Origin of the sequence: Psychrilyobacter piezotolerans, assembly GCF_003391055.1 — a bacterium.
GTDB lineage: Bacteria > Fusobacteriota > Fusobacteriia > Fusobacteriales > Fusobacteriaceae > Psychrilyobacter > Psychrilyobacter piezotolerans.
Window position 1 is genome coordinate 59,177 of record NZ_QUAJ01000013.1, and the last position, 25,677, is coordinate 84,853.

Genomic DNA, 25,677 nt, shown 5'->3' on the forward strand with positions numbered 1-25,677 from the left:
GAAATATGGAGTTAAATTATGAAATATGGAGACAGATTAGTAAAGATGCAGGGAATCATAGTACACATTTCAGACGGAGGAGTGGCTATGGATTTAAAGGGTAGGTTAGGTCACCTGACTGTACCTATGAGAATGCTGATAACTGATTATGAGTTAAAAGTAGGTCAAGAAGTAGAATTTAACATGAGTTTTCCAGAAGTAATGTCTGGAGAAGTAAATGAAAAATATGTAAGTAATATAGAAAAAAATAAAAGAGGAGGAAAATAGAATGGCAATAAAAGGTATGCAATCGGAAATATTTGTACCGATTACTCCTAAGTCAGTTTGGACACCAGTTACTAAGCCTTTAAACGAAATGAAAATCGGTTTAGCTACTGCAGCAGGGGTACATTTAAAGTCACAAGAAAGATTTAACTTCGCAGGAGATTTCACATATAGATTTATCCCAGGAGATGCACCTACATCAGAAATGATGGTATCTCATGGTGGGTATGATAACGGTGACGTAAACAAAGACGTTAACTGTATGTTCCCGGTAGATCCATTAAATGAATTAGTTAAAGAAGGATTCATCAAAGAAGTATCAGGAATCCATGCAGGATTCATGGGTGGAGGTGGAAACCAAGAGAAGTTTAAAAACGAAACTGGTCCTGCCATCGCAGCAAAATTTAAAGAAGACGGCGTAGACGCAGTAGTTTTAACAGCTGGCTGAGGAACTTGTCACCGTTCTGCTGTATTAGTACAGAGAGCGATTGAGGAATCGGGGATTCCTACAATAATCATCGCAGCATTACCACCAGTAGTAAGACAAGCTGGAACACCAAGAGCAGTAGCACCAAACGTACCAATGGGAGCTAACGCAGGTGAACCTAATAACCCTAAGATGCAAAAAGAGTTATTAGTAGCAACATTAGAAAAATTAATGGAAATTCAAACACCTGGTAAGATAATATCATTACCATTTGAATATATCGCAAAGGTATAATTTGAATTTTTAGGAGATTATATATGAAAAGTTTAAAAAGACGTAAGTTGCAAATAAAAGCTTTTCACATAGAGAGAGTGGTTTCTTCGGAAACCACTTTAATCTCTGGAAATACTCTGTTTCTAGGAACAGATATTAAAAATCCAGAGTTAATATCTCGATTAAAATATGTGAAAGAGTTAAGAATCGAGTTAATTAAGCCAAACGAAAGAGATAAGTTTGTTAATTCTATTGTGGACTTTATTCCTATTTCAACGAAGGTATTGGGTAAAATGGGAGAAGGAATAACTCATACATTGACAGGGGTCAATGTGATGTTAACTGCTATAGATGAAGATAATATTCAAGCAGCAGAATTCGGGTCTTCAGAAGGAGTATTATCAGAGCAGGTAGTATTTGGAAGAGCAGGAACTCCAAGAGAGGAAGATTTGATCATCCATGTGGATGTGACATTAGTATCAGGGGGAACCAAGGTTAGAAGTGGAATAGACCAATGTCACGAAATCTGCGACTATCTAGTTCAGCAGATAAGGGATGTTCTGAAAAAGTTAAATGGGAGAGATTGTACAGATAAATGTGAATTTTTTGACAATATCAGACCAGGAGGGAAAAAAGTAGTTATATTAAAGCAGGTTGCAGGACAGGGAGCTATGTATGATACTAGGATTTTTTCTACGGAACCATCTGGGTTTACGGGTGGAAAATCTATAATAGACTTAGGCAATATGCCTGTGCTCATAACTCCGAATGAATATAGAGATGGTGCTATAAGGGCCATGCATTAGGAGGGGTTAGATATGGGGATTGGACCTTCAACAAAGGAAACGACACTGCATCATTTTAGAGATCCGTTATTAGATGTGGTATCCAGTGATCAGGATATAGACTTATTGGGAATAATATTGGTAGGAACTCCTCAAGGGAATGAAGAGAAAAATTTTGTAGGGAAGAGAGCTGCAAATTTAATCGAAGCCATGAGAGCTGATGGTGTGATTTTTTCACTGGATGGTTGGGGTAATAGTCATGTGGACTATGAAAACACCATGAGAGAGATCGGTGAGAGGGAAATACCGGTAGTTGGACTTAGCTTTGTTGGAACTCAAGGTGAGTTCGTTGTGAAAAATAAATATATGGACACCATAGTTGATATAAATAAAAGTAAAGATGGTATTGAAACAGAGGTTGTAGGAGAAAATAATATGACCCGTTTAGACGCGAAAAAAGCTTTGGCCATGCTAAAGTTAAAAATAAGAAGGGGGAACAAATAATGAAAATCAACAAACAGATAATTGCTGTAGATTCACACACAATGGGAGAACCAACTAGAATAATCATCAGTGGATTACCAAAAATCCCTGGAAAAACAATGGCAGAAAAGAAAAGCTACTTAGAAAAGAATATGGATGATGTAAGAACATTATCTATGCACGAGCCTAGAGGACATGCTGATATGTTCGGTTCAATAATAGTTACACCTACAATTGATGAAGCAGATTTAGGAATAATCTTCATGGATGGTGGAGGTTACTTAAATATGTGCGGCCATGGGACTATCGGTGCTATGACAGTTGCAGTAGAAATGGGAATGGTAGAAGTTACTGAACCATACACAAATATCACAATGGAATCTCCTGCAGGATTAATAAGAGGTAGAGTTAGGGTAGAAGATGGAAAAGCATTGGAAGTATCATTTACAAATGTACCAGCATTCTTACATAAAGAAAATGTTAAGATAGACGTAGATGGAATAGGAACTCTTACTTTAGATGTTTCTTTCGGAGGAAGTTTCTTCGCTATATTAGAAGCTACTCAATTAGGATTAGATATATGCCCGGCGAACACAAATAAACTTTGTGAATTAGGTGTTAAAATCTTAAAGGCAGCCAATGAGCAAATCACAGTAAAACATCCTGAATTAGACCATATCAAGACAATCGATTTAGTTGAAATATACGGACCTGCAAAGAGTGAAGATGCTACCTTACAAAATGTCGTAGTATTCGGGGAAGGTCAGGTAGACAGATCTCCTTGTGGAACTGGAACGTGTGCTAAGATGGCAACTTTATTCACTAAAGGAAAGTTAGCTAAAGGTGAAAAATTTGTTTACGAGAGTATAATCGAGACTAAGTTCATCGGTGAAATACTTGACACAAATACTAAAGATGGAGTACAATATGTAATTCCACAGATTACAGCAAGTGCATATATTACAGGGATAAATCATCTATTGGTAGATCCAACAGATCCATTAAAATATGGATTCTCATTAAAATAAAATAAATATTGTAGAATAAATTATCTGTCGGCAGATCCAACGGATCCATTAAAATATGGATCCGCATTAAAATAAAAAGAACTTAGGGGGTATGAAATGGTACAAATATTACTGGGGATTTTAGGAATTATGGCTATTTGGTATTTAGTGGTTTTCGCTAAAGACTACAAAGAATTTAAAACGAATAACGCTGGAGTGGATGAAGGAAGTACGGCAGCACATGGAGGAATAGCTCTTGGAGTAAATTTCTTCGATACTTTGGGTATTGGTGGATTCGCACCGATGACGGCTCTTTTCAAACAATTTAACTTGGTTCATGATAGGATAATACCAGGAACTTTAAATACAGCAATGACTATTCCTGTAATAGCTGAAGCTTTTATATTTATCAAAAAAGTTGAAGTTGAACCAATAACATTAATATCTATGTTAGTAGCAGCAACTCTTGGAGCTATAATAGGAGCGGGTGTTGTAGCTAAGCTGGATGAGAAAAAAGTACAATTATACATGGGATCAGCATTAATAATTGTAGTATTGATAATGCTTGCTCAACAATTCGGATTGATTCAAGGCGGAGGAGAAGCAGTTGGCTTAACTGGAATTAAATTAGTTATAGCCGTAGTTGGAAACTTTATATTAGGAGCTCTTATGACTTTAGGAATAGGTCTATATGCCCCTTGTATGGCTTTAGTTTACGCTTTAGGTTTAAGTCCATTAGTGGCATTCCCAGTTATGATGGGTTCTTGTGCATACCTTATGCCGGCAGCAAGTGTAAAGTTTATTAAGGCAGGAGCTTATAATAGAAAAGCAACTTTAATGAATGCTACAATTGGTGTTGTAGGAGTAATTGTTGCGGCTTACTTAGTAACAGGATTATCTATAGCAATGTTAACTAAGGTAGTTATAGCAGTAGTATTATATACAGCTATTAAATTACTAAAGGATTCAAGAAAGGTCGTTTCAGTAGCAGCTTAATCATTAATTGGATATATTCCAAATTTGGTTTAATTCAATTTAACCTTCCCAGTTATTAGAGATACACTCTATTAACTGGGAAGGTTTTTTTATTATTCATTTTTATAATAAAGCATATTTTTATATGATATAACATCTATATTGATAAAGTATAGCTTGCAAAAATATTTTAGACTGTTTTTTTTTAAAAAATGAGAGGTAATTCATTAGGAAGGGATTGAGTATATTAATGGAGCAAAATTTAAAATCCATAATTTAAAATTTTTCCAACAAAAAATCATTTTCTTGATATAAGTGTACAATAATTGCTCACAAAAAGATGAAAAAATGATCTTTTTTCAATATTTTTGTTGACTTTTTCAGTGAAAAAGGGTTATATTGAGATGTAAAAAATTTAAATATATTCTCAAGGGGGAAAGATGTCAGTAAAAGTAGCAATAAATGGTTTTGGAAGAATTGGAAGGTTAGCGTTAAGAGTGATGGAAGATGACCCCGAATTTGAGGTAGTAGCAATAAATAGTATGAGTGGACCGGAGACTGCAGCATACCTGTTAAAATATGATACTGCCCAGGGAAGATTCAAAGAAGATTTGGTAAAGTATACAGAGGATGCAATAGTGATAGACGGCAGGGAAGTAGCTGTATTTACTGAAAGGGAAGCGGTAAATTTACCATGGGGAGAATTAGGAATAGATGTAGTTCTGGAATGCAGCGGGTTCTATACTTCAAAGGAAAAATCACAGGCTCATATAGATGCAGGAGCAAAAAAAGTAGTCATATCAGCACCAGCTTCAGGAGATATGAAAACGGTTGTATACAATGTAAATGATGATATTTTAGACGGAAGCGAAACGATAATATCAGGAGCCTCTTGTACAACCAACTGTTTAGCTCCAATCGTAAAAGTTTTGGATGATAAATTTGGCATAATAAGAGGATATATGACAACTGTTCATGCTTTTACAAACGATCAAAATACCCTGGATGGATCTCATAAAAAGGGAATTCACTCAAGAAGGGGAAGGACAGCAGCAGGAAATATGGTTCCTACAACAACAGGAGCAGCAACTGCTTTAGGTAAAGTAATTCCGCATTTAGATGGGAAGTTGGGAGGAGCAGCCATAAGGGTGCCTACTGTAACTGGTTCTTGTATAGATCTCATGGTTAGATTAAAAACTAAGGTTGAAGCAGAGGACATCAATAGAGCGATGAAAGAAGCATCCAACGAAACCTTGGGATATACAGAAGATCCAATCGTTTCTTCAGATTGTATAGGGATGCATTACGGGTCTTTATTTGATTCACAATGTACAACGGTTATGACAGTAGACGGATATCAAATAATAAAAGTTTTGGCCTGGTATGACAATGAAATGTCTTACACTGCTCAATTAGTGAGAACTTGTAAAAAAATATCAAATATATAAAAATTACGGCCTCCTAACTATGTGAATAGAAAGGAGGTTTTTATTATATAAAAATTTATGGTATATCTATATTAGGAGGGGATTCTGATGAAAAAAATAGTACTGGCAGGGGGATGTTTTTGGGGTGTAGAAGCTTATTTTAAAAGGGTAAAGGGGATTTTGGCTACCAAATCAGGCTATGCCAATGGGAAAACTGAAAAGGTCAGCTACAAGGAAGTTTGTACGGGTAAAACAGGACATGTAGAGGCATGTTATTTGGAATATGATGAAAAAATATTACCATTAAGAATGGTATTAAATCATCTGTTTAGAGTGATAGACCCAACTTCAGTGAATAAACAGGGGGGAGATGTGGGAACCCAGTATAGAACCGGAGTGTATTATATGGATCTAGAGGATAGAGAAGCTATTGAGCGATATATAGAAGACCAGAGAAGCAGTTACTCCAAGCCCATAGTTGTAGAAGTGGAAAGATTGGATAAATTCTATGATGCTGAGGAGGTGCACCAGGAGTATTTGGAAAAAAATCCAGGTGGATATTGCCATATAAATTTTTCAGTCTTGAAAGATGAGGAAAGGCAGGAACCGGTTAGGAAGAAATAAACTTACTTTTAGTGTTATATTTTAATTTTTATGGGGTCAACCTCATGAAATATCTTTTTTTCACTTGTCTTATAGTAGCTTAACTGTTATAATATATAATATTTTTAATAATTAGTTATACTGAGACAAAGGAAAATTGTTATATATAAAGATAGAGAATATTAACGGTAGGAGAGGGAAAATGCATTTAATAAAAAAAGAACTGATAGTAGAAAAAAAATTTATGGAGACATCTGTCCAGTATATAAAAAGAGCATTTCTAGACCAGGATGACAGAATATTTTTATATGCCACTAACAAGGGGAAAGATTTGGAAAAGATAGAACTTTCTGATTTAAGAGACAGCCTGGATGCCAGAGTGGTGAAGTTAAGTGATTCCTTTGGATGTCACGACCTGTTTGGACATACCAATGAAGAAAAGTTAGAAAAACTTAAAGTCCCTTTTGAAATTTTAGAAAAAATTGAAAAGTTGCTGACAGAAAAATAAAAGTATTGAAAAATAGGGAAAGCTGAAATTCAGCCTTCCCTATTTTATTTTTTCTATTTGTGGTTTTTTCCATCTTCAGTTAGTTTGAAACCATCTTCAGTTTTTTCAATAAGTCTGTTTTTTAATAATCCGCCGATAGCTCTTTTAAAAGCTTTTTTACTCAGTCCAAATTCTCTTTTGATATCTTCAGGGGAACTCTTATCGCTGATCGTTAACTTCTTGTGATAGTTAGTCTGAATGCTCTCTAAGATCATAGAGGCGTCCTTATCCATTTGTACATGAGCAAGTAATCTTGGGCTAAGATCGACTTTTCCATCTTCCCTGGTTCTGATCACACGAGCTTGTATTTCGTCTCCTACCTTGTAGTTACCAAAGAACTCGTTATTAGGGATAAGTCCGTAGTATCTATCCTCTATAGCTACAAATATACCGATCTCAGGAACTACTCTATATACTGTACCTACTACCAATTCATTTTTTTGAAGATCGAAGTTAGGTAATAGGAATTTATATACATTCATGGTAGCAGAAATTCTGCCTTTTTTATCTTCAAATAATCCTACCAGGTAAGTTTTTCCGACCTCTACTCTACACTCCTCCTGCCCCTTTGGTAAAAGCAGATCTTTAGATAATCCCCAGTCTAAAAATGCACCAAATGGAGCCAGGTCTACAACTTTTAATTTTGCCATGGTTCCAGCCACTGCGAAACTAGCCTCAAATGTAGCTATTAATCTATCTTCAGAATCTCTATATATGAATACGTCTACAACGTCTCCCTCTTGGATGTTTTTTCCCTCGATCTGATTGTTTGGAAGTAAGACATTATCGTCTGTGTTTCCAGTTTCAGCATCCAGGTAAGCACCGATAGTTGAGATGTTGTTTACAGTCAGTTTTTGTCTTTTACCCATCTTGATTACCGATTGTTTAGCTGTTGTTTCGTCCATTATTTCATTGTTCTTTGTTATTTCACTCATTGTTATCTCCTTATTAAATTCAAAATACGCCGCTATATTTGCCAAATGTTACCTATTATTATACCATATATTTCATAAAATACTAAATAAACTTATTTTATATGCTATCATAGGAGATTACACACCTCCAAAGTGAAAGCGTATCAAGGGTACAAACCTTTAGAAAGATTGGAAAAGTATGAAAAATTAATAACCGATCTAGGGTATACCCATGAAGGTGAATATCAAATGTTAAAAGAAAAATTTCTTTTCTATTTTGATTTATTAGATGGAGGGTAAAAAAGTATTTTGTCACAATGATTCTCAGTCATCGAAAGATGCCCTCAAATCCTCTAAAAGTATATATTTTCTTCATAAACGTTATAATTTATATCGTTTTAGTTTTAAAAGTAGAGAAAAATATGATTTTTATAAAAAAACATGAAAAAAGTGTTGACCATCATATATATATATGATATTATAATCCTTGTCGAGTGGTGAGATGTCCGAACTGGCTAAGGAGCCGGTCTTGAAAACCGGTGAACCCGCAAGGGGTCTGGGTTCGAGTCCCAGTCTCATCGCCATACACGGAGAATTGGGAGAGTGGTCGAATCCGCTCCCCTGCTAAGGGAGTGTACCCTTTACCGGGTACCGAGGGTTCAAATCCCTCATTCTCCGCCATATAAAAACAAAGTCGGTTGTAACCGCTTTTTTTTTACTCAATATGCGTACCTATAGCTCAATTGGATAGAGCGTCTGGCTACGGACCAGAAGGTTAGGGGTTCGACTCCTCTTAGGTACGCCATAAAAATAGTTGACATTATATCTTTTTTGTGATATTATGCTATGTAGAATAAAAATTTAATATATAAGAAAAAGAAGAGACACCCGTTTCTCACCTTATCATCACTAAACCAAAAGTTTAGATCTTAGGATCATGTTAGATGCATCAGGTTACGAATTAAAAATGTAAAGAATTTACAGGTTAAATGAAAATTTGATTTGAGAAATAACTTTTACAGGGTGTGTTATCATATCCTGTTTTTTTTATATAATTTTGGAGGTGTCTATTATTTCTAACAAAACTAGAATCAATGAAAGAATTAGAGCTAGAGAAGTAAGGGTAATATCGGATGATGGAGAGCAATTGGGAGTAATGACTTCGAGAGAAGCATTAAGCATCGCAGTAGAAAAAAAGCTTGATTTAGTAGAAGTTTCGCCTACGGCTGTTCCGCCTGTATGTAAGATTATGGATTACGGAAAGTATAAGTATGAGCAGGCTAGAAAAGCTAAGGAAGCTAAGAAAAATCAAAAGCAAGTTGTAATTAAAGAAATTAAGTTTAAAGCTAGAATAGATGTACATGATTTTGAAACTAAAATAGGACATATTAGAAAATTCATTGAAAAAGATCATAAAGTGAAAGCTAGTCTTATGTTATTTGGTAGAGAGAGAATGCATGCTGCACTGGGAATAAAAAAACTTGATGAAGTAGCTGAAATTTTTAAAGATGAAGCTATTATTGATAAAAAATATGGTGGACCGCAAAAGTTTATCATATTATCACCGTTAAAAAAATAAACATAAAATTGAAAGGAGGATATTTATTATGCCTAAGATGAAAACTCACAAGGGAACTGCTAAGAGAGTAAAAGTAACTGGAACAGGGAAATATATCACGAAGAAATCAGGAATGAGTCATATCTTAACTAAGAAAAAGACTAAAAGAAAGAGATCTTTAAACAAAGATATGGTATTACCTAAAGGTGCTGCTAGAATGATGGTAAGATTATTACCTACAGGTAAAGTTGGAAGATAATTATAATCTTTAAATAGATGTTAAGCAAATTTTTGAGATAGGAGGAACAAGCAATGTCAAGAGTAAAAACTGGTGTTATTAGAAGAAAAAGACATAAGAAAATATTAAAAAGAGCTAAAGGATTCAGAGGTGCATCTGGAGATGTATTCAAGCAAGCTAACCAAGCTGTAATGAGAGCAGAAGCTTTCTCTACAAGAGATAGAAAAGTTAGAAAGAGAAAAATGAGACAATTATGGATCATAAGAATAAACGCTGCTGCAAGATTAAACGAAGTAACTTATTCTAAATTCATGAATGGATTAAAGAAAGCTGGAATTGTTTTAGATAGAAAAGTCTTAGCTGACTTAGCTGTAAACAATGCAGCAGAATTTGCTAAATTAGCAGAAACTGCAAAAGCAGCATTATAAGAAATATAAAAGGTTACTCAATTGAGTAACCTTTTTTTTTAAAAATTATTAATCTTCTTTTACTTTGATCAGAATCTCATTTAAATAATCATTTGGAGAATTTATGATATAAAAATCAGAAATAGATCGACCAAACATAATATTTTCAAATTCCAGGCCATGTTCTTTGGAATATTTTTTTATCTTTTTCATACCAATATCGTGATGTGTTGTAGGAGAACCGCGATAAATAAGGGAAAGATATAGTCCTTCCTCTCTAAAATAAGAATTTTCTGATTCTTGAGACTCGGAGATTTCTTGAATTACGGCATAACAGAGATATTCTAGATTAGGAAGATTGGGAAGCTCTGATAGAACATAAATTTGACTCTCTACATCTTGTGTTTTTTTGGATAATTTAACACCTTCAGTATACAGTTGAAAAAAGTCGAAGGAATCTGAAGGTTCAAAATTCAGACACTCAAATTTTTGATACGGCAGCCGAATTAATTTTATATCAAATTGACTGGTTAATTGAGGAATCTCACTGAAATTATTTATCTGTTGTTTTATTTTATCTATAAGTTCCTCCTTTTCTTTAATACGATCTTCTAATTTTTTAGAGGTTTCAATCAATTGATCTAATAAATCCCAGTGACTATTTATATTTTTCATTTTTTTAAGGGGAACTTCCATAGATTTTAGAAGACGGATTATATACCCTTTTTTTATATGGTGTTCGTCATAGTATCGGTAACCTGTAATGGGGTCTTTATATGCAGGGATGAGAAGTTTTTTTTTCTCATAGTACCTCAATGTTTTAGTGGTGACATTTAATATCTTAGCGAACTGACCTATGGTTAAAAATTTTTTCATTTTTTACTCCTTGTATATTCTTAGAAGATCAACTAAACTCATAGACTCCTTCTTTTTAGTTTATTTGATCTTTATTAATATTTCTGTAAGATAATCTGACTTTAAACTAGCGGTAGCAGGACCCAATAAAAATCTGGTATAGACAAGATTATCAAAGACTAGATTGTTTTTTTCTAGATATTTTTTTACTCTCTTTATGGCTGTCTCATGGAAGAAGGAAGGGTTCCCTTTATACATCAAAGAAACATAAGGTCCTTCAGGTGCCCAATGTTCATCTTCGGCATCTTTTTCGAATGGTATTTCTAACATTAGTCCGTAACAATTGAAATCGCCTTTCACTAAGGTATCTTCCTGCATTAACATTAATATATTAGGTTGTATTTCGTCGGTCATCTGTCTCAATTTTAATCCGATTTCATATAATTTTATTTCGTCCACAAAATCTACTGGTTTAATTTCAATTTTGTTAAACTTCTTTAGAGGCAGTTCCACTACTTTTATTTGAAAATTAGTTTCAGTCTTTAGAGCATTTTGTAAATGACCTATAGAGTGATCTATCTCGTTTTTCTTCTTTTTTAAACCTTCGATCTCGGCTTTTATTTCATTGTGTTTAAAAGTTAACCTGTCTATAAGGTTGTTATTCTTCTTGATTTTTCTAATTTCCTCTAAGGAAAAACCTAACTTTTTTAGAAGATGGATTATATGCAATTCTTTGATATGGTGATTTTCATAATAGCGGTATCTTGTGATTGGATTTTTAAATGATGGTATCAAAAGTCCTTCATTTTCGTAATGCCTCAATGTTTTAGTAGAAATTTCCAGTATTTCTGCTAACTTACCGATAGTTAAAAATTTTTCCATAACTCCTCCAAATAATTATATATATATATATAAATACATTAAAATTTTAGTGTGAATACATTTTTTTAATCTTGTTGTACTAAAATCAGTTCATAAAAAAATCTTGAACCTTCCCCCTAGGGAAAAGTTTATCATAAAAGTAGGTAAAAATGAATTTAAATTTCTTTCTTAATTATTTGCTCGCCTATGGTGGGGAAATTTCTCAAAAATTATAAAATAGATGAAATTTAATTATTAATATATATGATGCATATGATATATTGAAAAAAAATATATAGGCGGTATGGTGTGATGAAAATAGGTCTAAAGATAGATTTATGTGGAAAAATCGAGTATATATGGTTTAAATCAACAATTTTATTTCAACGACATAAAAAAAATTAAATTTTCATTAGAAAACATGTATAAATGTTAGTTGACATAGGTTCTATATTTCCTATACAATAGTTAGTAGGGAAACTAAAAGAAAGTAAAAAAAATAAGCGCCTGAACTTCTGAATGAATTCTCAACCTTGAATAAGGTGTGAAATCAGAAGTTGACGAGGGCTAGGGAAAATCGAAAATCGGCGGGTACCCTAGAGGTTGTCACAACCTAAAGAAGGAACAAAAATAATCGGTGACGATTATTACAAAAATCTTCTAGTGGCTATTTTCTTTTAAAATATAACCCTTTAGATCTATGGATCTAAAAGAACATTTGAAATCAAATATTTTAGGAGGCAGTAAAAATGTGTGGAATTGTAGGGTACATAGGAAACAAAGAAACGAAGGAAGTCTTATACAGCGGGTTATCAAAATTAGAATACAGAGGGTATGATTCGGCTGGTATCTCAATTTTAAGTGATGACGGACTCATGAAAACGTTTAAATCAGTGGGTAAGTTAGCAAATTTAGGTGGAATAATAAAAGACAGTGAGATCCTGGGTCATGTAGGAATAGGACATACTAGATGGGCTACTCATGGAGTGCCTAGTACTAGAAACTCCCATCCTCATAATTCACAGGATAATAAACTATCCCTTGTACATAACGGGATAATAGAAAATTATGCAGAATTAAGGGAAGGATTAAAAAATAAAGGATATAAATTTTTATCTGACACCGATACTGAGGTTATTGTCCACTTGTTAGCGGATAATTATACTGGGGATCTAGTGGAGTCGGTATTTAAGATATTGCCGATTTTAGATGGAGCCTATGCAATAGGAGTAATTTCATCGGAAGAGCCGGATGTTTTGGTAACTGCAAGAAAGGGGTCGCCATTAGTCATAGGGTTGGGGACAGATGAAAAATATATAGCATCAGATGTACCGGCAATCCTGGAATATACCGACAGAGTAATCTTTTTAGAAGATGGTGATGTAGCGCTATTAAAAAAAGATGAAATAAAGATATGGGATTTGGAAAGAAATGAAAAAACAACAGAGGAAACAAAGATAGAGTGGTCGTTAGAAGCAGCTGAAAAGGGCGGATATGAGCACTTCACCCTGAAAGAGATCCACGAGCAGCCAGCGGTAATTTCAGAAACTTTGAAGGGGAAAATAAAGGGTGATAGTGCCATCATAGATGAGATCACATTGACAGAGGAAGAATTAAAGAATATAACCAAGATTCATATGGTAGCCTGCGGAACATCTTATCATGCAGCTCTGGTAGGGAAATATATGATAGAGCAGGAGTTAAGAATACCAGTGGAAGTGGAGGTAGCATCTGAATTTAGATATAAAAATCCGATAATTGCAAAGACAGACCTGGTGATATTAATATCTCAATCAGGAGAAACGGCAGATACACTGGCGGGGCTGAGAGAGGCTAAAAAAAGTGGAGCCAAGGCAATTGGAATAATAAATGTAATGGGAAGTACTATATCCAGGGAAGCGGATGGAACAGTGTATACCAATGCAGGTTTAGAGATAGGAGTGGCTTCTACTAAGGCATTTGTATCACAACTGGTAGCACTGTATATTCTGACTTTATATCTAGGTGAGAAGAAAGATATATTAGGTGTAGAAAGAAGAAGATATATAATTGAAAATTTAAGAAAATTACCGAATATTGTAGATAAAATATTAGAGATAGAAGATGATATAAAGGAAAAAGCATCAATATTAGATGGTGTGGTATCCAGTATATTCATAGGCAGAAATATAAATACTGCAATAGCTTATGAGGGAGCTTTGAAGTTGAAGGAAATCTCGTATATCCATGCAGAGGGTTACCAGTCAGGGGAACTAAAGCATGGTCCAATAGCACTTATAAACGAAGAATGTCCATTGATAGCAATAGCTACTAAAAGTGACACATACGATAAGGTGAAATCCAATATAGAGGAAGTAAGGGCCAGAGGTGGAAAAGTATTGACGGTAGCCACAGTAGGAGATGTAGAAATAGCAGAAATATCAGATGAAGTTATCTATATACCAGAGATAGATGAGTTATTTTCACCGGTAATAAATGTTATACCGCTGCAGATATTATCATATTATGCTGCTGTGAATAGGGGTGTAGATGTAGATAAACCTAGAAATTTAGCTAAATCTGTGACTGTAGAATAAGGAGTTGTGATACTTTTTTTTAGAATCAGGGGGGAGAGAGAGAGATGTTAAGAACAGCAATATTTATGGAGATTAATGAGATAGAAAACCTGGATGAAAGAAGAGTGGATCTTAGATCGGAATTGATTTTTAATCCGGATAATCGTATGGCGTTGAGGGAACTAGGAGCAATACTTTGTTTTCAAAAAAAAACAGATGATGCCATAGAGATCTACAAGAAAATGTTGAAATTAGACCCGAAAAATGGAGAATATATGGCATACATGGGATATCTTTACTATGAAAAGGATGATTTCCCAGAGGCTATAAAGCTGTTTAACAAGGCTTTAGATGCAGACCCAGAAGCCGCATTTGTATATTTTTTATTGGGGAATGCTTATTCAAGGATAGGAAGGATAGTAGATGCCGTAAGAGCTTATGATCTGGCGATATTTTTAGATTTTGATATCTATGATGCCCATGTAGAATTTGCTATAAAATACGAGAGGATGGGACGATTAAAAAAAGCACTTAGGGAATATATAGCTGCCTACGAAATTGATCCAAGAGATGAAGCTGTTAAAGAAAAGATAGACTTTTTAAGAGAAAAGACAGGAGAATAAAGACCATTAAAATATTTAATATAAAGAGGAGAGATGGGTTATCATCTCTCCTCTTTATATTAAATAGATCTGGGAAGTTTAATAGTTACGGTAGTTCCTACATTGAGCTCACTTACAATATAAATATTTCCATCATGCAGTTTGATAATATCTTTTACAATGGAAAGACCCAGCCCAAAGCTATTTTTTTGCCTGTTTCGACTTTCATCTTGGATATAAAACCTTTCGAAGACGTGTTTCAAATTTTCTTTGGGAATTCCCTTACCCTGATCTTTAATCACTATATAGTGATATTTTCTCCTATGGAATGAATCGATGGAGATCTGACGATTTTCAAGTGTATATTTAGAGCTGTTTTTTAATAATTCTCTTAATGCTTGAAGGATCAGGTCTTTATCGGCATTTAAAATAGATGTTTTATTTCGTATGATTTTATATGTATGATCTTTATCTATAAGTTGTTGCTTTTCCATAAGTTCCTGAATTAAAACAGATATTTCAAAGGGAACAATATTATTTTTTAATATATTATTTTCCTTTCGAGCTAAGAAAAGAAGTTTCTTTAACAGGTTTTCCATGTTATTAACTTCTTTTAAAATTTCTGTAAGACCCCGATCAACCATAACAGGATCAGATTTTGCTCCTGCTTTTAAAAGATCGGAATACCCCTTGATTACTGCCAGGGGGGTTCTGAGTTCGTGGGAAGCGTTGGAAATAAATCTATTTTGAGATTTAAATGATACATCTAATCTGTCAATCATCTCATTTATAACCATTGAGAGTTTTCCCAGCTCATTATTTGGATTTATAATTGTGATTCTTTTACTCAGATCATGTCTGTTGATTTTTTTTACAGTCTTGGTGATCTCATGTATGGGTGAATGGATGATCTTATCGATCTTTCTCACCACACCGAGGGAGATCATTATGATAAAAATACTGGAAAAAAAGAGAGAATTTATAAGAGCTATAATATCGTTTTTTACTTCATCTGAATCTGAATAGATCTGAACATAGATCTCCTTATCTCCAAATTTTAATAATAAATTTTTTATGATTAAGACGTTTTTATTATTTAATACAAACTGAAATTTTCCTAAATCTTTTTTATAGTCATAGGTAGACTCAATGGATTCACTGGAAAAAAAAATATTTTCATATATCAAATTAATATGTAATGAAGGCTGGGTTCTCTGAGTTATAGAAAATCCAGCCATTTTTTTATGGATTAATTTTATAGTTGAGACTTTATCTAAATGTTTGACAGTTTTTAATTCCCTATGAATTGCAAGGGAAGTTTTGTTTATTTCGGATTTAATTCTTCTATCTTCCCAATTTAAAAATACCAGGATAATCACTATATGGATAGAGATTAAAATAACCAGTAAAGATGAGAGGTAGGAAGCGATTACAGTACGTTTAATAGATATATGTTTATCCATAAATTACCTTATTATATATCCGATACCCCTAACATTTTCAATTAGTTTTTCAGAAAAGTCCTTGTCTACTTTATTTCTAAGGTAGTTGATATACACCGATACAATATTATTGTTTTCCTCGTAGAAACCCTGCCATAATTTATTTATGATCTCTTCCTTACTGATTACTTTTCCTTTGTTCTCCAATAAAAGTTGTAATATCTTTAATTCTTTTTTTGTTAAATTTAATTCTACCCCATCCCTCTCAGCTCTATAGGTATCCAAAAATATAGTGATACCCTTATGAGAAAGAATCTTGGGCTCAGAATTTTTAGATTTTTTAGTATTAGCCTTTATTCTAGCTAAAAGTTCGGCAAATTCAAAGGGTTTAGTTAGGTAGTCATCGGCTCCGGCATCAAAGGCAGAGATCTTATCATTGATGCTGTCTTTGGCTGTCAGCATAATTATAGGAACTTCGGAAAAAGTTCTGATCTCTTTGCAGACATCAATTCCACTTCCGTCTAAAAGCATGAGATCTAAAATAATTAAGTTGTAATCATATTCTTTTACTAATTTAATCGCTTCCTCTCCCCTAGGGGTAATAACAGTATCATAATGAGCATATTTCAATTGAAATTCCAACAGTTGTGAAAGGCTGTTATCGTCTTCAACAATAAGAATTTTGTCCATGGTATATCATCTCCTTGTGTTTAAGTAATATTATGAATGCCCTTAAAGTTAATAAAAACAGAAATTTAGGGTATCCATTTTTAAAAAAATAACGGTATTGTATATAATCATTATACTACATTTTCATATAAAATATGAATATATTTTAAGGGGGGATTGAGCTTAAAGGGTGATTGTTTTGAGTGGAAAAAAACGGGGGGGAATATTAAAAAAAATTAATATAAAAAAGGACTTTCCATCGATAATGGATAAGTCCTTTTTTATATCTAGAGTTGCAGATCTCCATATTTAATCCAGTTCTTTTTTCTCATGAATTCACTTATAAAATAAGTAAAAATTCCTGGAAGAATAAAGTGTAGGAGTAGAATTCCTAAGATTCCATCTGTACCCATGGTTTTAAAGGTAGCTATCTGCCCGACTAATCCGGAAGTTCCCATACCGGCACCGATTGAATTATTTTCCATATGGAAGACAGTGGTTGCCAGGGGTCCTAGGATTGCAGAAGTGAGGATAACAGGCAGGGCAATAACTGGTTTTTTGATAACATTAGGAACTTGCAGCATGGAGGTACCCAACCCTTGTGAGACCAATCCTCCGATTTTATTTTCCCTATAGCTGGAAACTGCAAACCCGACCATATGAGTAGCGCATCCAACTGTAGCAGCTCCAGCTGCAATTCCTGATAATCCCAGAGAAATTGAGATGGCAGCACTGGATATAGGCAGGGTTAAGATGATTCCCATGACTACTGAAAGAGTAATTCCCATAGGGATAGGATGAAGAGTGGTGAGAGTATTTATAAATATCCCGACCTCTTTCATAAAATCCACCATAAAAGGCGAAACTAAGCTGGCTGCGAGTCCGCCGGAAATAATGGTTAGAGAAGGGATGAGAAGGATATCAAACTTCGTCTTACCGCTTATTAACCGGCCTATTTCAGCTCCCACAAGGGAAGCGATAAAAGCTCCCACAGGTTCTCCTATAGTTATTCCGCCGCCGGAAGTGATAGTGCCGGCACCTAAAGCGCCGCAAATAATAGCTGAAAATATGGCCAAAGGATGAACTTTTAAACTATATGCTACCCCGGCACCAATAGCAGGACCCATCATCCATTGAGCTATCTGTCCGTAGTGGGATAGAAAGTTAAGCCCTGTATAAACCCCAATTTGTTTTAAGATAAGCCCAATTATAAGGGATGAAAAAAGTCCTAAAGCCATTCCATTTAACACCTTGGTTAGGTATGTTACTCCCAGTTTGAAAATGTTTTGTTTTTGTTTTAAACTGTAGATATTGGTTGTCATAATTTTACTCCTTTAATTTTTTTTTACTACAATAATTATATCATAAGCATTATAAAATTAAAAATTCAAATAGAAAAGCTGCTGTAATTCCCTTCCTGTAGATTCATTTAAAAGGTTGACTTTTTCTTACAAAAATGATATTATTAGTAGCTATTTAACACGTTAGGTATTTCTAGGGAAGGTGCCAATTTATATTGGTCTCCTAGTTTCGAGCTTAACGGAAGTTTAAAAACCAAATACAAATATTCAAGGAGGAACACAAAAATGGCAGTAATTACTATGAAACAATTATTAGAAGCAGGAGCACATTTCGGGCATCAAGCTAAGAGATGGAATCCAAAGATGGGGAAATATATCTTCACAGAAAGAAACGGAATCCACGTATTAGACTTACACAAATCTTTAAAGATGATCGAAGTTGCGTATAACGTAATCAGAGACGTAGCAGCTGACGGTGGAGACGTATTATTCGTTGGAACTAAAAAGCAAGCTCAAGAAGCTGTAAAAGTACAAGCTGAAAGAGCAGGAATGTACTATGTAAACAATAGATGGTTAGGTGGAATGATGACTAACTTCCAAACAATCAAAACTAGAATCGCTAGATTAAAAGAATTAGAAACATTAGATGCAGACGGAACTTTAGATGCAGCTTACACAAAGAAGGAAGCTTCTATGTTAAGAAAAGAATTAGTAAAATTAGACAAGAACTTAGGTGGAATTAAAGATATGAAAGCAGCTCCTAAAGCAATCTTCGTAGTAGACGTTAAGAAAGAATTCTTAGCTGTTGAAGAAGCTAACAAATTAGGAATACCTGTAATCGCAATGGTTGACTCAAACGTTGATCCTGATCCTATCACATTCCCAATTCCAGCAAATGACGACGCTATCAGATCAGTAACATTAATGGCTACTATCATGGCTAACGCTATCATCGAAGGTAGAAAAGGTATGGAAGCAGCACCAGCTGAAACTAAGTAATTAAATACATAAATGGAATTGAGTACTTCTGTACTCAATTCTTCTTGTATTGATATGTATATATACAATAATAAAAAAAGTCACTTTGAGACTGTAAATATAATTTTAGGAGGATCCAAATGAAAATCACAGCTAAAATGGTAAAAGAATTAAGAGACATCACAGCGGCAGGAATGCTTGATTGTAAAAAAGCTTTACAAGAAAAAGAAGGAAACTTAGATGCAGCTATCGATTACTTAAGAGAGAAAGGTATCGCTAAAGCAGCTAAAAAATCAGGAAGAATCGCAGCAGAAGGAATGATTTTTGACGGAATAACTGAAGATGCTAAAACAGCAGTAGTTTTAGAATTTAATGCAGAAACAGATTTCGTAACTAAAAATGATGAGTTTGTTCAATTTGGAAAAGACGCTGTAAAATTAGCTTTAGACAACGGAATTACAACAATAGAAGCTTTAAAAGCTGCAGAATTAAACGGTGAAACTATTGAAACAAGATTAACTAACTTAATCGCTAAGATCGGTGAAAACATGAACTTAAGAAGATTAGAGTCAGTTACTGCTGAAGGTTTCGTAACTACTTATAACCATATGGGTGGAAAATTAGGTGTTATCATCGAAATGACTGGTGAAGCTACTCCTGAAAACGTAGAAAAAGCGAAAGGAATCGCTATGCACGTAGCAGCTATGGATCCTGGTTACTTAGCTCCTGAAAATGTAACTACTGAAGATTTAAAGAGAGAGATGGAAATAGCTAGAGTTCAATTAACGGAAGAAGGAAAGCCTGAAAAAATAATTGACAACATCTTAAAAGGTAAAGAAAGAAAGTTCTACGAAGAATCTTGTTTAGTTAAGCAAGTTTACGTAAGAGCAGAAAATAAAGAAACTGTAGAGCAATTTGCAGGAGATATAACAGTAAAAGGATTCTCTAGATTTAAAGTTGGAGAAGGGATTGAAAAGAAAGTTGAAGATTTCGCAGCAGAAGTTGCAGCTCAAATTAACGGATAATCTTTTAGGGGTATAACTTTTGTTATGCCTCTTTTTTTCAGCAGAGTAAAAATTACTTTTAAAATCCAGGAGGAAATATGACACCAAAATATAAAAGAGTTCTTTTAAAATTAAGCGGAGAGGCTTTGATGGGAGAACAGGAATATGGGATTTCATCTCACATGATAAATATGTTTTCTAGGCAGATAGTTGAATTAGCTGATCTGGGAATAGAAGTAGGAGTTGTTATTGGTGGAGGAAACATCTTTAGAGGCCTGTCTGGCGAGGAACAGGGAATCGACAGGGTAACCGGCGACCATATGGGAATGTTAGCTACAGTAATCAATGCACTTGCATTGCAGAATACAATTGAAAAATTAGGAGTTCAAACAAGAGTTCAAACAGGATTAGAAATTCCTAAGGTAGCAGAACCCTTTATAAAGAGAAAAGCTCAAAGACACTTGGAAAAAGGAAGAGTGGTAATATTTGGTGCAGGAACAGGAAATCCATATTTTACAACAGATACAGCAGCAGCCTTGAGAGCTATGGAAATAGATGCTGATATCGTAATGAAAGGAACTAAAGTAGATGGAATATTTGATAAGGATCCGGCTAAATATGCAGATGCAAAAAAATATGATACAATTACATATTCAGAAGTTATAGCTCAAGGTCTAAAAGTAATGGATACAGCAGCAATTTCATTATGCATGGATAATGACCTTCCAATCTTAGTATTTGATTCATTGGTGGATGGGAATATTAAGAAAGCAGTATTTGGAGAAGTCATAGGAACAACGGTAGTAAAATAAAAATAAATCGATGGAGGGAATAAGATGTCAAAAATATTAATAACAGAAACTAAAGAAAGAATGGAAAAAGCTATCGACTCAACAAAACATAGATTTTCAACAATAAGAGCAGGTAGAGCAAACGTAGCTATGTTAGCTGACGTAAAAGTATCTCAGTATGGAAGCGAAATGCCGTTAAACCAAGTAGGAAATGTATCTGCTCCAGAAGCAAGATTATTAGTTATCGATCCTTGGGATAAGACTGTAATTCCTGCAATTGAAAAAGCAATCAACTTGGCTAACTTAGGACTAACTCCTAATAATGACGGTAAAGTAGTAAGATTATCTATACCTGAATTAACAGCTGAAAGAAGAAAAGAATATGCTAAAATGGCTAAAACTGAAGCAGAAGCTGGAAAAATAGCGATTAGAGGTATAAGAAAAGACATCAACAATAAATTAAGAGCCGCTGAAAAAGATGGAGATATCACTCAAGATGAGTTAAAAGCTTTTGAAGATGATGTTCAAAAACTTACAGATGACTATATCAAAACAGTAGATGAATTATTCAAGAAGAAAGAAAAAGAGATCACAACTGTATAAGACCTCACCCATACCCCTCTCCTAAATTAAAGAGAGGGGGATAAGATAGTTTTTAGGGAAAGCAAAAGACCATTCGATTGAATGGTCTTTTTTAGTTATTTCTCTATGGTAAACCCTATCCCTCTGATAGTTTTAATTAATTTTACAGGGAAATCTTTGTCGATCTTATCCCTCAGATACTTGATATACACATCCAGGATACTGTCACTGCCGTCATACCCCCATACATTGACCAAGATCTTATTCCGGGTCAGAACTATACCTTTGTTTTCAATTAAGAATTTTAAGAGTTCAAATTCTGTTTTAGATAATTTGATATCCCTATCGCCTCTGATAGCCACAAACCTGGAAAGATCCAAAGTAAGGTCTTTCACAGTCATTTGATATGTTGTATCCTGGCGATGAATTTTTCTAAGGTGTGCTTTGATTCTTGCAGACAGTTCCAAGGATTCAAAAGGTTTAGTTAAGTAATCATCGGCCCCGAATTCAAATCCGGTAATCTTATCGGTGATGTCGTCTTTGGCTGTAACCATGATAACTATAGTTTCAGGATAGAACTTCTTGATCTCTTGGCACACCTTGGGTCCTTCGACTTTGGGAAGCATCCAGTCCAGAATAACTACATCATATGTTTTTTCTCTGATCTTGTTTAAAGCTTCAAATCCATCGTTGGCTACATCTACCTTATATCCTTCATATGTTAAGTGTAATTCCATTAAACGAGCTATCTTAGTTTCATCTTCTACTATTAAAATATTATACATAAATTCCCCCTAGTTATTTATACTTAATCTTATTGTATTGGAAGTTTAAGAGTCACAGTAGTTCCCTTATTGACCTCGCTATCTATAAAAATATTACCATTATGTATATCTACAATACTTTTTACGATAGAAAGTCCTAAACCATTTCCACCTGTATCCTTAGTCCTAGCTTCATCTACCCTATAGAATCTATTGAATAATTTTGGAATATGTTTTTTGGGAATACCAATTCCTTCATCTGAAACTATGATTTTAAAATGACTTTTTCCTTTTTCACAGGAAATAGTTATCTGTTTATTTTTAGGTGTATATTTTATAGAATTTTCTATTATAGCCCGAACTGCCTGTAAAATTAATTTTTCATCAATAAACCCATGAAATTCAGGGATATTATGGATTGAATAAGCATGTTTTTTATCGATCATCTTAAATTCCTTATAAACTCTTTTGAGCAGGCTGGGAACATCGACATCTGTTGAATTTAAATTATACCTGGTATTTTCTTCCCGGGCAATGAATAAAAGCTTTTCCATAAGATCGGTCATATTAAAGATCTCCTCCTTTATAGAAGAAAGAGCTTCCTCTGTAAGTTCCTTATTGCCGACTCCCCATTGATTGAGCAGGTCCACATATCCATTTATAATGGAAAGGGGTGTTCTCAGCTCGTGGGATGCATCGGAAATAAATTTTGTTTGATTTTCAAAAGAGCGTTCCAATCTTTCCATCATATCATTTATAACCTTGATTAACCTTCCAATTTCATCGTCATGGTTAGAGGCCTCAATTCTTTTATTCAGATTATGCCGGTTTATTAATTCAGCGGTATCTGCTATTGAGTTTATTGGTTTTAAAGTTTTTTTTGCAAAAAAAACTCCAGTGACAATGGCGAAAATAAAACCGGCTAAATCGATTAAAAGCATGGTGGATGTCAGAGCATCTATAAGGGAATCAGAAGACTTTAGATCACTGATCAACTGTATATATATTTTCTCCCCAGAGGGAGCTTTTACCATGGTATTCAGATAAAAAAATCTATTTTTTTTTAACTTAATAAAGTGGTACTCTCCTACCTGATCGATATCGATAGTATAGGGAAGGCTGATTTTTTTAAAACTTTGATAAGTTTTATTGGGAAATTTAAAATTAACATATATTTGATCTCTATGGGAGGTCGCCTTATCTATAATATTTGAAATTTCCTCTTCTCCCAGCCTGGGAGAAGAGGAGAGTATATTATTAACTTCCCCTAAGATAACTTCTTTCCTGGCGATAACAAGAGACTGCTCTAAGGTATTGGTGTGTGTCGTAACAGAGATATAGATGATAAGATTTAATACCAATAGAGTCAAAACAAATGTAAGGGAAAAGGACATGGCTATCTTGGTAGAAATTTTATTAAAAAAACTAAATTTTTTCATGGATAGTACTCCCTTATGGAATGTTTTTTTGATGTTCGAAATTATATTTTTTTGAATATAAGATCTTATTATTTAACGGGAAAAATTTAGACCTGACTATAATATCGATATTTTTATCGGTATTATAAAGACCGCATTTAAGGATAAGGTTAAATACGTCTTTGTCAAACCTAAACTTATTATACCTGTTCCAATGATAGTAATCTAAAATAGTCGGAATATAAAATTCTATGATAGCTTCAGATGGACCTATATTAATAGTATACTCTAAATTTAGAGTATTTAAACCATCGGTAAAAGAAATTTTATTCAAAGATCCATAGGATGTAGAACAAATTAGAGTAAAAAGCATGAAAGTGAAGATTATTTTTTTGTTCATAGAGTATCTCCTAGTTATATTTTTAAAATTTAATATATATCTACAATAGTAACACTTTAAGTTTAGAATTTTCTTAGAAAAGATAAAAAAGTAAAAAAAAATTCTATAAATTATAAGGTAATACCATAAATAAGTACAGAAGTTGCAGCTAAAATTTGAAAATTAAATCTGTTCAAACCAGGTGTTCGATTTCTTCAAATAGATTGAAACTGATAAAGATACCTAAGATGATTAGGATTATTCCAATGATTTTAGTATATTTCTGTCTGTGTTTTTCTTTAAATTGCAGAGGCAGAAAATTAAATAAAGTAACCGGTATAGTTAATCCTATAACATAGGGTATGATTATAAAAAATCTCAAATAGGAGTTTGTCTTGGAAATTAAAGGAACCATGGGGATAAAGATATGAGCAAAGGATTGAATCCATGAAAAAACAACAAAAATCCCCACTAAGACAGGATTTGCGTTTTTTATCCTCTCTGCAGAAAGGAGAAGGTGGGAATGTTGATGCTTTATAACCCCTAAAAACATAAGCCCAAAGAGAATAAACATCCCGCCGATAATATAATTAAATATCCTCTGGTGGAAGATATGACTTAAAAGATCGGTAAAAAATAAAAATGAAAAATTGATAATAATTATTCCCAGGATACTCCCCAAAATAAATTTTTTCTTCTCTTTAACCAGGACCAGGGCAGCATAAAATGTAGTTATAGTCCCAATGAAGCATGGATGAAAAAATCCTGAAAGCCCTAAAGTAAAGGCAATGAAATAGATCATAAATATTCCTCCTAATTTTTTTATTCTTAAAATTATATACTCAAAATGATACAAAACTCCTGTATAGGTGAGATAATAACTTTATGGTTCGGGTAAGATATAGTATAATTAGAATAATAAAGTAATGAGATAGGAGGGTATATTTATGAATAAAAGAGAAGATTATCTGAGCTGGGATGAATATTTTATGGGAATAGCAGTTTTATCCGGGCAGAGAAGTAAAGATCCAAGTACCCAGGTTGGGGCTTGTATAATAAATGAAGATAAAAAAATTGTTGGAGCAGGATACAATGGTTTTCCCAAGGGATGTTCCGATGAAGAGTTTCCGTGGGGGAGGGAAGGAGGATTTTTAGAGACTAAATACCCCTTTGTCATGCATGCAGAACAGAATGCAATCTTAAACAGTATAAAAAATTTAAAAAACTGCACCATATATGTAGGGTTATTTCCCTGCCATGAGTGTGCTAAGTCGATAATTCAAAGTGGAATAAAGAAGATAGTCTACCTTTCGGATAAATATAACGGAACAGACTCTAACAGGGCATCTAAGATGCTTTTGGACAGTGCAGGGGTAAAATATACTAAATTAATTCCAAGAAAGATGGAGATCTGTATCTCTTTAGATGAAAATTTAATTTAATTTTAGATCGGTAACCTATGTTACCGATTTTTTTCTTTTCTTACTGGTATAATCAGTTATAGAAATTACTCTTCCTTCTTATAGTTTCCCTTCGTTAAGGAAACTAAAGCTAAAGTATATAGCAAT

The 25,677-nt window shown here is 33.9% G+C and carries 30 protein-coding genes and 3 tRNA genes; 23 read left to right on the forward strand and 10 right to left on the reverse strand.

Annotated features, from left to right (window positions below):
- The first annotated feature begins 18 nt into the window (after positions 1-18).
- The 10 genes from DYH56_RS08565 to DYH56_RS08605 all read left to right on the forward strand — a co-directional run bounded on the left by DYH56_RS08565 (position 19) and on the right by DYH56_RS08605 (position 6,752).
- Positions 19-267 carry a CBO2463/CBO2479 domain-containing protein gene (locus DYH56_RS08565; RefSeq protein ID WP_199533001.1) on the forward strand — a complete coding sequence of 83 codons (249 nt, stop codon included), beginning with the start codon at positions 19-21 and terminating at the stop codon, positions 265-267.
- Position 268: 1 nt separating this feature from the next.
- Positions 269-712, forward strand: a complete 444-nt coding sequence (locus tag DYH56_RS16520; protein ID WP_199533002.1) for a glycine/sarcosine/betaine reductase selenoprotein B family protein — start codon at positions 269-271, stop codon at positions 710-712.
- A gap of 135 nt (positions 713-847) precedes the next feature.
- Entirely contained in the window at positions 848-985 is a 138-nt protein-coding gene (locus DYH56_RS16525; RefSeq protein WP_199533003.1) for a hypothetical protein, read from the forward strand.
- Positions 986-1,008: 23 nt separating this feature from the next.
- Entirely contained in the window at positions 1,009-1,770 is a 762-nt protein-coding gene (prdD, locus tag DYH56_RS08575) for a proline reductase cluster protein PrdD (protein WP_114642436.1), read from the forward strand.
- Positions 1,771-1,782: 12 nt separating this feature from the next.
- Positions 1,783-2,253 (forward strand): glycine/sarcosine/betaine reductase component B subunit, encoded by a 471-nt coding sequence (locus DYH56_RS08580; protein WP_114642437.1) that lies wholly within the window; start codon positions 1,783-1,785, stop codon positions 2,251-2,253.
- Positions 2,253-3,260, forward strand: coding sequence for a proline racemase (locus DYH56_RS08585; protein ID WP_114642438.1), 1,008 nt, complete (start codon positions 2,253-2,255; stop codon positions 3,258-3,260). Before DYH56_RS08580 ends, DYH56_RS08585 begins: the two co-directional genes overlap by 1 nt.
- A 96-nt stretch (positions 3,261-3,356) precedes the next feature.
- Positions 3,357-4,235: a sulfite exporter TauE/SafE family protein gene (locus DYH56_RS08590; protein ID WP_114642439.1), complete on the forward strand. Its 879-nt coding sequence runs from the start codon at positions 3,357-3,359 to the stop codon at positions 4,233-4,235.
- A gap of 419 nt (positions 4,236-4,654) precedes the next feature.
- Positions 4,655-5,662 (forward strand): type I glyceraldehyde-3-phosphate dehydrogenase, encoded by a 1,008-nt coding sequence (gene gap / locus DYH56_RS08595; protein WP_114642440.1) that lies wholly within the window; start codon positions 4,655-4,657, stop codon positions 5,660-5,662.
- A gap of 87 nt (positions 5,663-5,749) precedes the next feature.
- Complete coding sequence (gene msrA / locus DYH56_RS08600; RefSeq protein ID WP_162056579.1) at positions 5,750-6,265, forward strand: peptide-methionine (S)-S-oxide reductase MsrA; 516 nt, start codon at positions 5,750-5,752, stop codon at positions 6,263-6,265.
- A gap of 181 nt (positions 6,266-6,446) precedes the next feature.
- On the forward strand, positions 6,447-6,752 hold the full coding sequence (locus DYH56_RS08605; RefSeq protein ID WP_114642442.1) for a hypothetical protein: 306 nt from the start codon (positions 6,447-6,449) through the stop codon (positions 6,750-6,752).
- Positions 6,753-6,805: 53 nt separating this feature from the next.
- Here DYH56_RS08605 and DYH56_RS08610 read toward each other — a convergent pair whose 3' ends face one another.
- The gene (locus DYH56_RS08610; RefSeq protein ID WP_233500017.1) at positions 6,806-7,726 is read right to left on the reverse strand and encodes a CvfB family protein; all 921 of its coding nucleotides are present in this window, start codon (positions 7,724-7,726) and stop codon (positions 6,806-6,808) included.
- Positions 7,727-8,201: 475 nt separating this feature from the next.
- On the opposite strand from DYH56_RS08610, the gene DYH56_RS08615 reads away from it, so the two are divergent.
- The 6 genes from DYH56_RS08615 (at position 8,202) to rplT (ending at position 9,929) form a co-directional block, all read left to right on the forward strand.
- A tRNA-Ser gene (locus DYH56_RS08615) sits at positions 8,202-8,289 on the forward strand.
- Positions 8,290-8,294: 5 nt separating this feature from the next.
- Positions 8,295-8,386 (forward strand) — tRNA-Ser (locus DYH56_RS08620).
- Between the two features lie 47 nt (positions 8,387-8,433).
- Positions 8,434-8,510, forward strand: a tRNA-Arg gene (locus DYH56_RS08625).
- A gap of 258 nt (positions 8,511-8,768) precedes the next feature.
- Entirely contained in the window at positions 8,769-9,284 is a 516-nt protein-coding gene (gene infC / locus DYH56_RS08630; protein ID WP_114642466.1) for a translation initiation factor IF-3, read from the forward strand.
- A gap of 28 nt (positions 9,285-9,312) precedes the next feature.
- Complete coding sequence (rpmI, locus tag DYH56_RS08635; protein WP_028855098.1) at positions 9,313-9,522, forward strand: 50S ribosomal protein L35; 210 nt, start codon at positions 9,313-9,315, stop codon at positions 9,520-9,522.
- 53 nt (positions 9,523-9,575) lie between these two features.
- Positions 9,576-9,929, forward strand: a complete 354-nt coding sequence (gene rplT, locus DYH56_RS08640; protein WP_028855099.1) for a 50S ribosomal protein L20 — start codon at positions 9,576-9,578, stop codon at positions 9,927-9,929.
- A gap of 48 nt (positions 9,930-9,977) precedes the next feature.
- On the opposite strand, the gene DYH56_RS08645 is transcribed toward rplT, so the two are convergent.
- Together DYH56_RS08645 and DYH56_RS08650 are read right to left on the reverse strand one after the other, a co-directional pair.
- Entirely contained in the window at positions 9,978-10,784 is an 807-nt protein-coding gene (locus DYH56_RS08645) for a MerR family DNA-binding transcriptional regulator (protein ID WP_114642443.1), read from the reverse strand.
- A gap of 60 nt (positions 10,785-10,844) precedes the next feature.
- Positions 10,845-11,645 carry a MerR family transcriptional regulator gene (locus DYH56_RS08650; protein ID WP_114642444.1) on the reverse strand — a complete coding sequence of 267 codons (801 nt, stop codon included), beginning with the start codon at positions 11,643-11,645 and terminating at the stop codon, positions 10,845-10,847.
- A gap of 728 nt (positions 11,646-12,373) precedes the next feature.
- Between DYH56_RS08650 and glmS the strand changes: the two genes are divergently transcribed.
- Together glmS and DYH56_RS08660 are read left to right on the forward strand one after the other, a co-directional pair.
- Positions 12,374-14,200, forward strand: coding sequence for a glutamine--fructose-6-phosphate transaminase (isomerizing) (gene glmS, locus DYH56_RS08655; protein ID WP_114642445.1), 1,827 nt, complete (start codon positions 12,374-12,376; stop codon positions 14,198-14,200).
- 44 nt (positions 14,201-14,244) lie between these two features.
- Positions 14,245-14,802, forward strand: coding sequence for a tetratricopeptide repeat protein (locus DYH56_RS08660; protein WP_233500018.1), 558 nt, complete (start codon positions 14,245-14,247; stop codon positions 14,800-14,802).
- A gap of 59 nt (positions 14,803-14,861) precedes the next feature.
- Here the strand turns inward: DYH56_RS08660 and DYH56_RS08665 are convergent, their stop codons facing one another.
- From DYH56_RS08665 to DYH56_RS08675, 3 genes are all read right to left on the reverse strand, one after another.
- Positions 14,862-16,244, reverse strand: a complete 1,383-nt coding sequence (locus DYH56_RS08665; RefSeq protein ID WP_114642446.1) for a sensor histidine kinase — start codon at positions 16,242-16,244, stop codon at positions 14,862-14,864.
- A gap of 3 nt (positions 16,245-16,247) precedes the next feature.
- Positions 16,248-16,913 (reverse strand): response regulator transcription factor, encoded by a 666-nt coding sequence (locus DYH56_RS08670; RefSeq protein WP_114642447.1) that lies wholly within the window; start codon positions 16,911-16,913, stop codon positions 16,248-16,250.
- Between the two features lie 266 nt (positions 16,914-17,179).
- The gene (locus DYH56_RS08675) at positions 17,180-18,214 is read right to left on the reverse strand and encodes a PTS sugar transporter subunit IIC (RefSeq protein WP_114642448.1); all 1,035 of its coding nucleotides are present in this window, start codon (positions 18,212-18,214) and stop codon (positions 17,180-17,182) included.
- Between the two features lie 264 nt (positions 18,215-18,478).
- On the opposite strand from DYH56_RS08675, the gene rpsB reads away from it, so the two are divergent.
- From rpsB to frr, 4 genes are all read left to right on the forward strand, one after another.
- Complete coding sequence (gene rpsB / locus DYH56_RS08680) at positions 18,479-19,192, forward strand: 30S ribosomal protein S2 (protein ID WP_114642449.1); 714 nt, start codon at positions 18,479-18,481, stop codon at positions 19,190-19,192.
- Positions 19,193-19,311: 119 nt separating this feature from the next.
- Complete coding sequence (tsf, locus tag DYH56_RS08685) at positions 19,312-20,196, forward strand: translation elongation factor Ts (RefSeq protein WP_114642450.1); 885 nt, start codon at positions 19,312-19,314, stop codon at positions 20,194-20,196.
- 77 nt (positions 20,197-20,273) lie between these two features.
- Positions 20,274-20,987, forward strand: coding sequence for a UMP kinase (gene pyrH, locus DYH56_RS08690; RefSeq protein ID WP_114642451.1), 714 nt, complete (start codon positions 20,274-20,276; stop codon positions 20,985-20,987).
- Between the two features lie 24 nt (positions 20,988-21,011).
- Positions 21,012-21,569 carry a ribosome recycling factor gene (gene frr / locus DYH56_RS08695; RefSeq protein WP_114642452.1) on the forward strand — a complete coding sequence of 186 codons (558 nt, stop codon included), beginning with the start codon at positions 21,012-21,014 and terminating at the stop codon, positions 21,567-21,569.
- A gap of 95 nt (positions 21,570-21,664) precedes the next feature.
- Here the strand turns inward: frr and DYH56_RS08700 are convergent, their stop codons facing one another.
- From DYH56_RS08700 to DYH56_RS08715, 4 genes are all read right to left on the reverse strand, one after another.
- Positions 21,665-22,333, reverse strand: a complete 669-nt coding sequence (locus DYH56_RS08700; RefSeq protein WP_114642453.1) for a response regulator transcription factor — start codon at positions 22,331-22,333, stop codon at positions 21,665-21,667.
- A 29-nt stretch (positions 22,334-22,362) separates the two neighbouring features.
- Positions 22,363-23,751, reverse strand: coding sequence for a sensor histidine kinase (locus DYH56_RS08705; protein ID WP_114642454.1), 1,389 nt, complete (start codon positions 23,749-23,751; stop codon positions 22,363-22,365).
- Positions 23,752-23,764: 13 nt separating this feature from the next.
- Positions 23,765-24,130: a hypothetical protein gene (locus tag DYH56_RS08710; RefSeq protein ID WP_114642455.1), complete on the reverse strand. Its 366-nt coding sequence runs from the start codon at positions 24,128-24,130 to the stop codon at positions 23,765-23,767.
- 172 nt (positions 24,131-24,302) lie between these two features.
- On the reverse strand, positions 24,303-24,911 hold the full coding sequence (locus tag DYH56_RS08715) for a cytochrome c biogenesis protein CcdA (protein ID WP_114642456.1): 609 nt from the start codon (positions 24,909-24,911) through the stop codon (positions 24,303-24,305).
- Between the two features lie 145 nt (positions 24,912-25,056).
- Here DYH56_RS08715 and DYH56_RS08720 point away from each other — a divergent pair, with 145 nt between their 5' ends.
- A complete protein-coding gene (locus DYH56_RS08720) occupies positions 25,057-25,551 on the forward strand; it encodes a deoxycytidylate deaminase (RefSeq protein ID WP_114642457.1) in 495 nt (164 codons plus the stop codon).
- Positions 25,552-25,677: the final 126 nt, after the last annotated feature.

Coding starts and splice junctions, on each gene's coding strand:
- DYH56_RS08665 (WP_114642446.1), bottom strand. CDS start 16,244: ATGGATAAACATATATCTATTAAACGTACTGTAATCGCTTCCTACCTC.
- DYH56_RS08650 (WP_114642444.1), bottom strand. CDS start 11,645: ATGGAAAAATTTTTAACTATCGGTAAGTTAGCAGAAATACTGGAAATT.
- DYH56_RS08585 (WP_114642438.1), top strand. CDS start 2,253: ATGAAAATCAACAAACAGATAATTGCTGTAGATTCACACACAATGGGA.
- gap (WP_114642440.1), top strand. CDS start 4,655: ATGTCAGTAAAAGTAGCAATAAATGGTTTTGGAAGAATTGGAAGGTTA.
- msrA (WP_162056579.1), top strand. CDS start 5,750: ATGAAAAAAATAGTACTGGCAGGGGGATGTTTTTGGGGTGTAGAAGCT.
- DYH56_RS08605 (WP_114642442.1), top strand. CDS start 6,447: ATGCATTTAATAAAAAAAGAACTGATAGTAGAAAAAAAATTTATGGAG.
- DYH56_RS08610 (WP_233500017.1), bottom strand. CDS start 7,726: ATGAGTGAAATAACAAAGAACAATGAAATAATGGACGAAACAACAGCT.
- DYH56_RS16525 (WP_199533003.1), top strand. CDS start 848: ATGGGAGCTAACGCAGGTGAACCTAATAACCCTAAGATGCAAAAAGAG.
- DYH56_RS08675 (WP_114642448.1), bottom strand. CDS start 18,214: ATGACAACCAATATCTACAGTTTAAAACAAAAACAAAACATTTTCAAA.
- rpmI (WP_028855098.1), top strand. CDS start 9,313: ATGCCTAAGATGAAAACTCACAAGGGAACTGCTAAGAGAGTAAAAGTA.
- DYH56_RS08720 (WP_114642457.1), top strand. CDS start 25,057: ATGAATAAAAGAGAAGATTATCTGAGCTGGGATGAATATTTTATGGGA.
- DYH56_RS08645 (WP_114642443.1), bottom strand. CDS start 10,784: ATGAAAAAATTTTTAACCATAGGTCAGTTCGCTAAGATATTAAATGTC.
- DYH56_RS08565 (WP_199533001.1), top strand. CDS start 19: ATGAAATATGGAGACAGATTAGTAAAGATGCAGGGAATCATAGTACAC.
- DYH56_RS08700 (WP_114642453.1), bottom strand. CDS start 22,333: ATGTATAATATTTTAATAGTAGAAGATGAAACTAAGATAGCTCGTTTA.
- DYH56_RS16520 (WP_199533002.1), top strand. CDS start 269: ATGGCAATAAAAGGTATGCAATCGGAAATATTTGTACCGATTACTCCT.
- DYH56_RS08660 (WP_233500018.1), top strand. CDS start 14,245: ATGTTAAGAACAGCAATATTTATGGAGATTAATGAGATAGAAAACCTG.
- tsf (WP_114642450.1), top strand. CDS start 19,312: ATGAAAATCACAGCTAAAATGGTAAAAGAATTAAGAGACATCACAGCG.
- prdD (WP_114642436.1), top strand. CDS start 1,009: ATGAAAAGTTTAAAAAGACGTAAGTTGCAAATAAAAGCTTTTCACATA.
- DYH56_RS08670 (WP_114642447.1), bottom strand. CDS start 16,913: ATGGACAAAATTCTTATTGTTGAAGACGATAACAGCCTTTCACAACTG.
- DYH56_RS08580 (WP_114642437.1), top strand. CDS start 1,783: ATGGGGATTGGACCTTCAACAAAGGAAACGACACTGCATCATTTTAGA.
- rpsB (WP_114642449.1), top strand. CDS start 18,479: ATGGCAGTAATTACTATGAAACAATTATTAGAAGCAGGAGCACATTTC.
- pyrH (WP_114642451.1), top strand. CDS start 20,274: ATGACACCAAAATATAAAAGAGTTCTTTTAAAATTAAGCGGAGAGGCT.
- DYH56_RS08710 (WP_114642455.1), bottom strand. CDS start 24,130: ATGAACAAAAAAATAATCTTCACTTTCATGCTTTTTACTCTAATTTGT.
- DYH56_RS08705 (WP_114642454.1), bottom strand. CDS start 23,751: ATGAAAAAATTTAGTTTTTTTAATAAAATTTCTACCAAGATAGCCATG.
- frr (WP_114642452.1), top strand. CDS start 21,012: ATGTCAAAAATATTAATAACAGAAACTAAAGAAAGAATGGAAAAAGCT.
- DYH56_RS08590 (WP_114642439.1), top strand. CDS start 3,357: ATGGTACAAATATTACTGGGGATTTTAGGAATTATGGCTATTTGGTAT.
- glmS (WP_114642445.1), top strand. CDS start 12,374: ATGTGTGGAATTGTAGGGTACATAGGAAACAAAGAAACGAAGGAAGTC.
- rplT (WP_028855099.1), top strand. CDS start 9,576: ATGTCAAGAGTAAAAACTGGTGTTATTAGAAGAAAAAGACATAAGAAA.
- DYH56_RS08715 (WP_114642456.1), bottom strand. CDS start 24,911: ATGATCTATTTCATTGCCTTTACTTTAGGGCTTTCAGGATTTTTTCAT.